The sequence below is a fragment of the Mycobacterium sp. SP-6446 genome (assembly GCF_001954045.1).
Classification (GTDB): domain Bacteria; phylum Actinomycetota; class Actinomycetes; order Mycobacteriales; family Mycobacteriaceae; genus Mycobacterium.
The window spans coordinates 1-11,505 of the sequence record NZ_MBEM01000252.1; the positions used below are offsets into that span (position 1 = coordinate 1).

Sequence of the window (11,505 nt, forward strand, 5' to 3'; positions counted from 1 at the left end):
GCGGAAGGCGGTGTGCTGGGCATCATCTGCGCTTCGATCGCGTCGGTGATGGGCACCGAGGCCATCAAGCTGATCACCGGAATCGGCGAACCGCTGCTGGGCCGGCTGATGATCTACGACGCGCTGGAGATGAGCTACCGCACGATCAGCATCCGCAAGGACCCGTCGACGCCGAAGATCACCGAGCTGATCGACTACGAGGATTTCTGTGGCGTGGTGTCCTCGGACGCCGCCGACGCGACCGCCGGCTCCACCATCACCCCGCGGGAATTGCGCGAGCTGCTCGACTCCGGCAAGAAACTGGCGCTGATCGACGTTCGCGAACCGGTGGAGTGGGACATCAATCACATCGAGGGCGCGCAGCTGATCCCGCAGTCGTTGATCAACTCCGGGGAGGGTCTGGCGAAGCTGCCGCAGGACCGGATGCCGGTGCTGTATTGCAAGACGGGCGTGCGCTCGGCCGAGGCGCTGGCCGCGCTGAAGAAGGCCGGATTCTCCGACGCGGTGCATCTGCAGGGCGGGATCGTGGCCTGGGCCCAGCAAATGCACCCCGACATGGTGATGTACTGACGCAACACTACAGTCCCAAGCCAGTACCGCTGCACACCCTGGTCACCGTCGCCGGGCAGCGTTGGCGCATCGAAGAATCCTTCCAAACCGCCAAAGGACTGGTTGGGATCGACCAACACACGTCCGGCGCTGGAAGTCTTGGCACCGCCGGATCACCCTGGCCATGCGCGCCCATGCGTTCCTGGCAGTGGCCACCGCGATCCAACGCGACACCAGCCCCCGCACCAGACGGGCTGATCACGTTGACCGTCAACGAGTTTCGCAGACTCTTTGACCCCTCCTGCTGACCACAACCCACACCCTGACCAGCCTGCTGGCCTGGTCACGATCGCGACGACGACACCAATACAGAACCCGCCAATCCCACTACCGACGACGATGATTTCGAATCTACCGGCTGCAGGTTTAGTTGACATGCGCGAACTTGGTGTGTGCCAACATGCTTCGGATTCACGCGTGATATGCGGGCCAGATCAAGATGACAATTCCGTACGATTCGCAAAATATCAATCGATGAATGTAAACGGCAGCTAGCGTTGCTCTTGGCCATCGAGATGCACGCTGTACCAGGACATCTCACACTTTCCGGTAACGGTGTATGTTTCAGGCCCTTGGCCGCGGCATCGATGCTGCTGTAGCAGGCACAACCGCCCTGAGTCGCAGACGACGCGCCTGCCAGCCCCTTGCCCAAGCACTGATACACGCCGTATCGTGACAGTGCCGCACGGATCCTCGCGCGGATGTCGACGCCTCGGTTGCGTTGAGCAACGGATGCCAAGCGACTGTAGCCACCCGGGGAAAGGCAGTTTTGCCTGGGGCTGATCGCGATCAGAGCAGGCTTGACGCAGGCCGTTATGGTTGCGGCCTGTGTCGTGATGGCGCCCGCTGCGCAAGTCCAAACCGCCGTCGGGGTGGTGCGGCCCGCGTCGCCGGCGCTGCCGCAATCTCTCGGTCCGCTGCGGGAAGCACCGGTTCCGGCTGCCGACTGCGGCCCGACACCGGCGGCTCCGAGCCCGACCGATACGTATCGGACGCCGTTTGGGGATATCGGCAAGTGGATGCTGCAGGCCGGGGGCGGTCAAATCGCTAATTGGGGCTGTCAGCAGCACGATTCGAAAGGCCTCTACGAGCCGGTCAACCTGATCCTGGTGGACCGGATTTCAACCTCTGCCCAACTGGCGATCAACAAGCTCAACAAAGCCCTGACGAACGCGGGTTTCCCGTCACGGCTGGGCCACACTGTGGGCTTCTCAGGCCGCGTCGGCAACACGGTGTACAAGCAGCAGCCCGATATCCTCTTCGCGGCCTACGCCGATGCCCCGTTCGTGCCTGATCCCGACAATCACGGCCGCGTGTTCGGGCCCGCTCCCGCAGCCAACGGTCAAGGCTTCGTGTGGTCTGCGGCGTTCAGCCGCGAACGTCCCAGCTTCTACGACGGTCAGGCTACCCATGTCTACGAATCCTTCAACATCGCCCGCGACAGGCTGCACACAAACCTGGTGGCAACCGGCGCCGCCGATCTAGGCCCTGTCCGGCTGGACAACGCCATCAACGCGCCAACTGTCACCACCGGTGACCACGATGGCTACGCCGCCGCGGTCGAACTCACCTAACTACAGACGAGACCGGAGCCCAATCTTCGTCCAGCCCACGTATTTTCACCAGACGAACACGCCACACTTAAACACCACGAATCATGAAGTCGACAACCGTCTATCGACAGACACCTTACGGTGATGACGTCGCGATTCATACGCCTCGTCGGTTTGACTGAGCCTCGAGGTGGTTAGCTCGGCGCTGACGTGCTGGGTTCCGTAGTCGGTCCAACTGTCGCCTACCACAAAGTCCGGCAAGTCGATGAATCGGAGCAAGTTGCGTCACGGATGGGCGCCCCCCAAATAAGGGCATCTCGGCGTAGCTGGTTTAGGCGTCATGCGACATCCCAAATGCGTTCGGTTACACCGATCTACAGCTGCAGTACTAACTGGAGATACATGCCGTATCAGCACTTCGGCATCGCCGTTCCGAAGCTGTGTCGCACTTGAGGATCCCGCTAACCGAACGACCAACGCACCGAACGCTATTCGCGGACAGCTTTCATGAACCAATGCCATGGCCTTGTGACCCGGGGCGATTAAGCACTATGCTTAAAAATTGACAGCGATTCTCCGTGGGTCGACCGTCCAGGAGGGGCGGCAATCATTACCGACATGTTCCCTGGGGAGCGGCCAGGGACGTCTCGGTCTATCGAAAGGCTCTGCGCCGATGGTTTTGCCGATGTCGCCCGCGGACGCATTTTTTCTGCTAGCCGAGACGCCGAGGCGACCGATGCATGTTGGCGCGCTGGCGGTGCTGAGCCTGCCTGAAGGCGCCGACGCGCGCTGTGTGCGCGAAATGTTCGCCGCCGCGCTGGCACGCAATCAGGTAGCGCCGCTCTGGCGGCGGCGCCCCCGCCGTTCGGCTAGCTCCTTTGGGCAATGGTATTGGCACACTGAGACGAACGTCGACCTCCAGTACCACCTGCAGCTCGGTGCATTGCCGCCACGAGCCGACGAGACTGACTTATGGCGTTTCGCCTCGGAGTTGCATACCGGAATGTTGGATCGCTCCCGTCCGCTATGGCAGATGCACCTCATCGAAGGTCTCCCCGACGGGCGGTATGCGGTCTACATCAAAACCCACAGCGCGCTAGCCGATGGAGTCTCGGCGATGCGGCTGCTTCAACGGACTTTCAGCTCCGACCCGGACCAGCGTGCGATGCCCGCTCCGTGGGAGGTGATCGGTCAGACGCACGGGGACAATGTCGCTGCCCAGACCACCGCGGTCGATCCACTGGCAGCCGTGCGGACAGCGCTGAGCGCGGTCGGAGACCTCGCGGGCATTGCGCCCGCACTGGCCGATGCGGTTTGGCGAGCGGTCCGGCGGCGCGGCGGTCCGCTGACCCTGGCGGCGCCGCATACCCCGCTCAGTGTTCCGATCGGTTCCGCCAGATCGTTCGCTGGTCGCACATTCTCAATTGATCGGCTGCGGATGATCGCCAAACACACTGACGCTACGCTCAACGAGATTGTGCTCGCCATGTGCGCCGGGGCGGTGCGCCGTTATCTTCTTGTGCATCAAGGGCTCCCGGGTGCACCGCTCATGGCAACCGTGCCTGTACCTCTGCGCGGCGATGAATCCGCTGGCGCGCCAGACCACGTTCCTGGCAACAAGCTCGGAGGGTTGACGTGCTCGCTGGCCACACACCTCGCCGACCCGGCGGAGCGTCTGGCTGCGGTGCAGGCCAGCATGCGCGACGCTAAGGCAGCACTGGCCGACCGGAGCCGGATGCAGGTGCTCACGATGAGCGCGCTAGGCGTAACCCCTCTAGCCCTTGCCATGATGCTTGGCCGCATGCCCGGGCCGTTGCGCCCACCAAACATGGTGATTTCCAACGTTCTTGGCCCACGAAGCCCGCGTTACTGGAACGGCGCCCGCGTCGAAACGATTCATCCGATGTCGGCCCTGTTCGATGGACAGGCGCTCAACATCACCTGCACAAGCATTGACGATCAGATCGCCTTCGGCTTGACCGGATGCCGTCGCGCCGTTCCGCGGATTAGCACTCTCGCCGATTCCCTCGACCGCGAACTGGATCTGCTAGATGCCTTCCATCGCATTTCAGGTGCGCACCGCCGTGATCGGCAACGCGATTCGCGTTCGCGCCAATTCCGGGCTCCCAAGCGATGAGGCAAGCTAACAAGCGCCGGCTGCCGACTATTCGACGAGGGGTATGGCGATCGAGAATTTTCTCGCAAGATCACGCAAATCCAATAGATGCGCTGAGCAACAGATCCTGCCGGCCCGCAGTCTTTTAAACCCGCCCAGGACGTAGTACGGACGTTACTAGGCCCAGGCACTTTCCGTGACATAACTCGACCCCTTGTCCTCGGCCGATACGCAATGTATCGTTACCGTCGATACACTTTGTATCGACGAGTGCACACCAAGCGCTCGCAAGGACGAGCCCTGGGCGATCGATGCGCGCCCGGCTCAATGGCCACAAGATCGTCAAGCGCACCGCTTGGCGGCTGGCGGAAGTGCGCCGGTGCGCCGAGTCGTGCGGGAGCTCGGAGCCGCGAATGCATAGGCGCACAATCGGAAACCGCGACCCTGTGTCGATCGCGACTAGTCGCGCTGACGGTCCGGCGGTTGAGGGCGCAGCAAACCATGATGTGAGGTCGGGCCCCCAGGCTGTCTGCGTGATCAACCAGCGGGAAAATTCTGCTCTCCGTGTTCCTCGACGGCGGGTCGGTGCTGCCGCCACTGACGTACTGGTGTTCGGCGGCGTGTGCGACCGATGTGGGCGACCATATTTGGAGTGCCGTTTCCCGAATGGCCTGTGCCCAAGCTGTTTTCCTGGCAACTGGAGGGCGATTGAACCGACGCCGTCGATCGCGCATCCCCATCTCCGTGGCCCAAGCCTGGCTCCGGCGTGAGCACCGCTTACGCCACTTCGAACTGGTATTTCGGCCAGACTCGGCGATGCACATCTGCAATCGCGCTTGCTGAAGCCCGGGCACTCGCGCGAGACCGGCAGATGTATGCATAACTGCCGAAAACGCGCGGGCCGCAAACGTTATGCACCTGGTCCACAGGAAATAGCTGCTCGCCAGCCGCGACCTCTACGCGGGGATCGACATCGCATTGGCAGACGACCCGACACCACCCCAGCCGCCTGACGATACACTCAGTATCATCAAATAGCAGCACCGACGAGGTGAGCCAGTGAACATGACACCGTCCAACACGCGCCCAGACTCGCACCCGCCACTCCGCTATGAGCAGATTCTCGAAGCCGCTCGGACCGCGGTCGAGGAGCATGGTCCTGACGCGTTGACCGCCCAGATCGCAGAATGTGCCAAATTGGCCCGGCCGAATGTATACCGCCATTTCGCCAGCAAGGAGGACCTCGACCAAGCGCTCGCGCGCAATGTTTACCGCGAGCTGCGCCGGGAAATTGAGGCGCGCTTGCACCTGCCAGGCACCCTGCTCGATGTGATCCGGGAGCTCATCGAGGCGCAAGTCGGCTGGGCAGATCGCCACCCGAACCTGTATCGATTCCTGGTCAGCCGCGGCTATCAACGCAAGTCTCAAACCCAAACCGTCCAGCGCAGCGACTTTATTGCTGAAGTCACCGCGGCCGCGGCGCGTTATTTCCCACGACTCGCGGACGAGCCCGACGCAGTCGAGGGCACACTTGTCGGGCTGATCGGAATGTTCGACGCATCGGTCCTGCGGTGGCTCGACCGACCTGTCGGCACCCGTGACCAACTCATCGATCGGCTCACCGCGCACGCGTGGCTGATCCTGGACGACCAGCTGCGCAAATTCGGCATCCGGGTCGACCCCGCTTTGTCGCTGACGCTGCCGGCGGGGTCGCTAGAGAACAACGAAGCGCCCTTGACATCAAGCGAATCGATCTAAAGGCCAACGTAGAGTGGGGCCGACACCCGCAGAGGGAGAAACAGCACGTGGAGGCGGCACAAGCAATTTCTTTGGTATCGGATTTCATACGGTACCAAGACTTGGATTATCCCAGTGAGGGGCTGGAAGCGGTTCGCTTCGAGGCAGGCTGGAGGGTGTATGCGCCGGTAGACATCGACGAAAGCGATCCCACAGCATTTCTGAACATGCCCGTGGACCAGTCGGTGTTCTTGGTCGCCGACTCTGGCCGCATCGAACAAACGTCGACGTCGGTTCCACCCCGGCAGGCTCATGAACGATTCATGGAGCGCGAAGCTGCTGGCCGGCGCGCCCCGGGCGGGTCCGACGAAGCAGAATTCATGGCCGAGCTCAAACAGCGGTTTACCGAGCTGGGCGCCGACGGGCCACCGACGATCAAAGAATTCAACATCGTCGAGGCCAAGCGCGACCACGGCCCCGAGTCCGCGATCGCCGCCGAAGCATCGCGTTTGCTTGATCCAATTGTCCAAGAGCTAGCCCAGCTTGGCCCGAGGGGCTGGCAGCGGTTCTCGGCGGAGTTCGCGTTCACGATCTCCGCTGAGGTTGCCCAGCTGCGCTTCTGGTCCGACGACCAGGCGAGCCTAGTGCCGGTCCCGCAGTCGATCGCGCGGCTGGTGCGGCAGCAACGAGAAGTGGCGGCGGCCATGCCCGCCGGGCCTTGGTGGCGGTTGCTGCTGACTGCCAGTAATGGTGGCGAGATGACCGCCGACTACGACTACGGCGACGAGCCGTTCCCTGACGACCAGCTGCTGAACCCAAGGCACTACCGCGACGACCTCGATGCCTACCCCCGTACCCGCGTACCGGTGTGGCTGTCCGGTTATATCGCTGGCCCAGTTCAGGGACGAACACCTAAGCAGGCCGCCACCCAGGTAGCCACGGACTGCGAGGGCGGACGCGCCGCCACCGCCACCCAAGACGTCCCCGCGCTGCCCGACGTATGGACCCGGTGGGCCGTGCTCGCGGCAACGTTCGTCGGCGTCAAATCGGAATGGGGACCGCGGATTCTTCCCGGCTATGGCTGGTACGAAAACGACCACCGCAGCGGGTCGACCCTCTACCGGCTCCCTGGGCAGCGCGCCGTCCTGTCCGGTGGGCGCTGGAACTCGCCGTTGCTCGAAGCTGCCTACAACGACGGGCAACCGCTTCCCGACCTCTACACCGGTGCGCCGGCGTGGGTGAACGACGCAGTGCTGAACACCCGCTTCCGCAATGGTCTGCTCAGCTTCTGCTTCTGGTGGGTGGATGGAGCCTGGTACCGCGGCACCACGAACACCGCCGACGAACTCGCCCTGCCCTTGCCCTCGGTATGGGCCACCGATCGAACCGTCCAAGCAATGATCGGCCAAACGGGTCCCGACACCGAGGATCAATGCCGCGCCCTGCTCATCGCCGCCAGTGACCAGTCCGCCACCCACGACGAAGTGGCCGCAATATTCACCAACCATCCCGACGCTGATGTGGACGCCGCTGTCAATGAGCTCAGCCTGGCAGGACTACTGACGCCGTAAGTCTGGCATGGGCAGACCGCGTCATGGGCGTCCGGCATCCAGCCCAGGGAAATTCTCGGCAACCGCACCAGCCAGCTCTACGTACGCCTGGCGAGTCGCTGGTTTCAGCATGCCGAAGTCGACGTCGGCCCCCTCGGCCAGATGTGGATCGAAAGGTATGAAATGGATTGACCGGCAGCGTGTCTCGAAGAATTCGCTAACTTTGTCCAGCTTCAGCGCAGCCGAGCCTGGTCGTGCCGCACTCAGCACCACGTGGCCTCCTCTCACCAGCCTCGAATGGCCATGCTGCAAAAGCCAATCCAGCGTTGCCGAGGCACTTCGGACGGCGTCCATTGCGGGCTGACTGACGAGCACGATCGAGTGCGCAAGGTCGAGGACGCCGGCCATCGCTGAGTGCATAATGCCGGTACCGCAATCAGTCAGGATCACGTTGTAGTAGTGGCCGAGAATGCCGATCGTGCGCCGATAATCCGCCTCGTCAAATACATCGGCCGCCGCCGGATCTTGCTCACTTGCCAGCACCTCTAGCCGGCTGACCGCCATTCGGGTGTGTCCTCGAATGTCCGCGTAGCGCTTGATATTCGGGTCCGTCAGCAGGTCACGCACAGTCGAGCTGGTCGAGATGTCTCCGACCCGCTCGGCCAGCGTTCCACGGTCGGGATTGGCATCCACCGCGATCACCCGGTCGCGGCGAACCATCGCGAGCGCCGAACCCAATCCTAGCGTGGTGGTTGTCTTTCCGACTCCGCCCTTGATTGAAAGCACCGCGATCCGGAAATCGCCCATGATGGGCTGCCGAATGTGGGATAGCAGATCATCTTGTGCGCGGTCTTTGCGCGAATCGCCTGGGTTGAGATGCCCGCGTGTGGCTCGATGGACGGCGCGGCGCCAGCCGGATCGCGGTGCGGATTTCCGCGGATTAGCGACCTTCGCCTCGTCAAGCGACGGTGGCATCCGAAATGTCGGTACCGGGCGGGTTTCCGGTGACACAGCCGTGTGCGACTGAGCCGGTGCGGATTCCACGCCGTGCCCCCAGGCGGGCGGTGGCAGCGCGCCGGGGGGCGGCCACCATGGCGGGCCCGGCGGAAGCCAACCCGCCGGTGGCGGGCCGCCCGGCGGCCAGCCCGGCGGTGGCGGGGGCGGCGCAAACTGCACTCCCGGCGGTAGAAAATCGGATTCTTGCCAACCTCCTGGCGGAGACGTCCGTTGAGTAGCCGGCTCGTGGGTGCTGTCTCGTGAGACCTGTTGCTCTTCAAGCTCTTCGGGAGTCAAGTCACTTTCTTCGGCACGCCAAGCGCTGTCCAGTCGGCTGGCTTCGTCCGTATCCATGTGGTCCGACCGGTCCCGCGGTCCTTGGGACGCGGAACCTCGGATCGTCATGTCGGCATAAGGGGGACCGCAACTATCCCTGCTGTGGTCACGTTGCGGGGGCCGCGCATCCACGCCTCGATATGAGTCCTGGGCTGAAAGCCACGGCGGCCGCGGCAGTCCGGGACCATCGTGGTCAGGCGGCTCGTGTCTTGGCAATCGGACTCCCGGGTCAGCGAATTGATCAATCCTCCGACCATGTTAGGCGGGGCCGGCGGTCTGCGCGTCGGTAGATTAAGGCCTCGCCGTCGTCGAGGCGCCGGCGGACTTGTCTCGCCCGGCGGAGTTCGTGTCAGCTGCCACAAGAGGTCCCGTCAAAACCGGTGACCGTTACCAAAGCCATACCTGATCAGCAGGTTGATTTCCAACCCAACAAGGCAGCGCCGCACTGGGCGGGACGGCCGAACAAACGCTATGGCCTTACCTAAGTAGCCACCGCGAGGCAATCCGATCAGCTGCCGATGACTGTCGCGTTCCGATCGCCGAAAGATTGCTGACGTCAGGCCGAAGCAGTTCAGCATCGGGAGGTGGGACAGGTGCGACGCGTACAAATCAGGCCGGAACGGAACTGGTCTATTGCGGAGTTACCGACTACGCGAGCGGGGCTGCTCGACACCTTTGCACCAAGTCGGTTGTCTCGGCGCGGCGACGCGACCGGTCAGCTAGCGGGCGCGACTGAGAGGAAAGCGCGGCTTGGGCCAGGACCCAAGAGGTCTTCGCTGATCGTGGAGCGCCCGAACCGGGCAAGCCTCGGGACTCAACTCGCCGACGCCGCCCTACGCAGGACCCTCGGAGTCGGGCTGGCAGCGCTTGCGCGAACACACGGCCGATATCAGCTTGAGTGGATGCTGCTGCTCGGTCGCATCGTCGATCTCCTGGCCGCGGTGCCGGTTGCCCCGTGCCGGGCCCACCACGTGCCAGTCCCGTTAGGGAACTTTCGAGGTGAATGGTTATGGCACGACGAAGTTGCCGACCCGCGGCGGCAACAGGATTGGGTACTGCTGTATTTCCACGGCGGAGGCTATGTCGTCGGCGGTTTAAATACCCACCGTCAGCTCGTCGCCAAGATCGCGCGGGCGAGCCGGATGCCTGCGTTCCATGTTGATTATCGCCGGCTGCCGAAAGCTACTTTCGCACAGATTCTCGACGACGCGGTCGAGTCCTACCGATACCTGCTGGAGCAGGGTTTCCGGGCCGACCACATCATTGTGTCGGGCGACTCGGCTGGCGGCGGACTTGCGTTTCGCCTCGCATTGGCCACCAAGGAACATAAATTGCCGATGCCGGGTGGCATCTCGGCCATTTCACCGTGGGCGGACTTCGATCCAACCACGCGCAACGCCCACCCCAACCGGCGTCGCGACTGCTATCTACCTACTCGGTGCATGGAAACCATCGCCCAGCAGGGTTTTGCCGTAGACGGTCAAATCGATCCGACGTGGTCGGCGGTCAATCACGACTTCACCGGCCTACCGCCCGTCCTCATTCAGGTTGGCTCGACCGAATGCCTACTGGCCGACGCCGAGACGCTGGCCGAACATTGCGCTAGGGCACAGATACCGACTCGGCTGCAAATTTGGGACCGTGCCCCACACGTGTACCACATCGCCTCAGACCTGCTCGCCGACGCCCGCGTGGCCATCGAGCACCTGGGGACATTCCACCGGACGCTGATGACGGACGCTGCCCGCCGATCACGGTCCGGGTCCCGTCGCAGTCGACGAGCGCCCGCTTAACACGCCACGGCGTAGAGAGGGACCCGATGCGAGCGAGGTTGGAGCCACCTTCGGCGGGGGACCAGCGACGACTGCGGCCGGCCACTAAGCGGTCCGGTAGGTATGTCACTTATCGCCTACCGATGTGGCGGTGCATTACCCGACCGAACAATATTGCTATGCCCGTCGAAGGGGTTTGTGTGGGTGGAGGAGCAGCCGCAAGCTTCGCGGTGTCCGTGAAATACGGGGTGGAGACGCCGACCGACACCGCTATCGACCCACCGCAGCCCTGTCCAACCCAAGAGGATCGGTGACCGAATGACGATCAGTGAACCATTGTCCCGACAAATTGATTCACGGGAGCAGGACACGATGCAACCCAAATTGAAACTTCTCGATGGCGGTTGGGTCGAAGCCGCTCTGGCTATGCACAAAAAGGTGGCGCGGATCTACGAAGAGGCCTGGAACGCTCACACATTCGACTTCGAGAAAGACGTGGGGCACTTTATGGCTCCCGATCTCAGCATCGTTTCGGGCGGTATGCTTGGCGACCGATCCATGCTCGGCGAGATATCGGATGCACGCGCGGAATATATCCGCACCGGGGACGTGATAGTGACCCTGGACGTCGAGTTTACCTGCGTCGCGGACCTAGGCACCACGGTTGTGGTGGTAGCCGAAGGCGATTTCAAGTTCGCGTATCCCGATCAGACAACCTACACCCAACAAATATCGGTCTCGTCGACTCTGCGTCTCCTGGGCGGCAGGTGGGTCTTCCAACACATTCATTGCGGAGAAGCTTGCTTGTAGTGGCTTGGGTTTGGACTCAGCCGCCC

Annotated in this window: 7 protein-coding genes and 1 pseudogene; 7 read left to right on the top strand and 1 reads right to left on the bottom strand. The window is 62.8% G+C overall.

The window, feature by feature from the left end; genetic code table 11:
* The 5 genes from A5736_RS22500 to A5736_RS22525 form a co-directional block, all read left to right on the top strand.
* The coding region (locus A5736_RS22500; protein WP_254848435.1) for a rhodanese-like domain-containing protein at positions 1 to 570 on the top strand (570 nt) is incomplete at its 5' end.
* Positions 571 to 1,628: 1,058 nt separating this feature from the next.
* Entirely contained in the window at positions 1,629 to 2,183 is a 555-nt protein-coding gene (locus A5736_RS22510) for a hypothetical protein (RefSeq protein WP_139333514.1), read from the top strand.
* Between the two features lie 652 nt (positions 2,184 to 2,835).
* Entirely contained in the window at positions 2,836 to 4,299 is a 1,464-nt protein-coding gene (locus A5736_RS22515; RefSeq protein WP_076248666.1) for a wax ester/triacylglycerol synthase family O-acyltransferase, read from the top strand.
* 1,044 nt (positions 4,300 to 5,343) lie between these two features.
* A complete protein-coding gene (locus A5736_RS22520; protein ID WP_076248726.1) occupies positions 5,344 to 6,036 on the top strand; it encodes a TetR/AcrR family transcriptional regulator in 693 nt (230 codons plus the stop codon).
* A 101-nt stretch (positions 6,037 to 6,137) separates the two neighbouring features.
* Positions 6,138 to 7,586, top strand: a complete 1,449-nt coding sequence (locus A5736_RS22525) for a hypothetical protein (RefSeq protein ID WP_139333516.1) — start codon at positions 6,138 to 6,140, stop codon at positions 7,584 to 7,586.
* 21 nt (positions 7,587 to 7,607) lie between these two features.
* On the opposite strand, the pseudogene A5736_RS22530 reads toward A5736_RS22525, so the two are convergent.
* Positions 7,608 to 8,783: pseudogene (locus A5736_RS22530) on the bottom strand (MinD/ParA family protein); the annotation flags it as partial.
* Positions 8,784 to 9,799: 1,016 nt separating this feature from the next.
* On the opposite strand from A5736_RS22530, the gene A5736_RS22535 reads away from it, so the two are divergent.
* Positions 9,800 to 10,690, top strand: coding sequence for an alpha/beta hydrolase (locus A5736_RS22535; protein WP_083667659.1), 891 nt, complete (start codon positions 9,800 to 9,802; stop codon positions 10,688 to 10,690).
* 297 nt (positions 10,691 to 10,987) lie between these two features.
* On the top strand, positions 10,988 to 11,479 hold the full coding sequence (locus tag A5736_RS22540; RefSeq protein ID WP_139333517.1) for a hypothetical protein: 492 nt from the start codon (positions 10,988 to 10,990) through the stop codon (positions 11,477 to 11,479).
* Positions 11,480 to 11,505: the final 26 nt, after the last annotated feature.

Bases quoted from the DNA above. Each gene is read 5' to 3' on its own strand.
- A5736_RS22515 (WP_076248666.1), top strand. From the start codon at position 2,836: ATGGTTTTGCCGATGTCGCCCGCGGACGCATTTTTTCTGCTAGCCGAG.
- A5736_RS22535 (WP_083667659.1), top strand. From the start codon at position 9,800: ATGCTGCTGCTCGGTCGCATCGTCGATCTCCTGGCCGCGGTGCCGGTT.
- A5736_RS22510 (WP_139333514.1), top strand. From the start codon at position 1,629: ATGCTGCAGGCCGGGGGCGGTCAAATCGCTAATTGGGGCTGTCAGCAG.
- A5736_RS22540 (WP_139333517.1), top strand. From the start codon at position 10,988: ATGACGATCAGTGAACCATTGTCCCGACAAATTGATTCACGGGAGCAG.
- A5736_RS22520 (WP_076248726.1), top strand. From the start codon at position 5,344: ATGACACCGTCCAACACGCGCCCAGACTCGCACCCGCCACTCCGCTAT.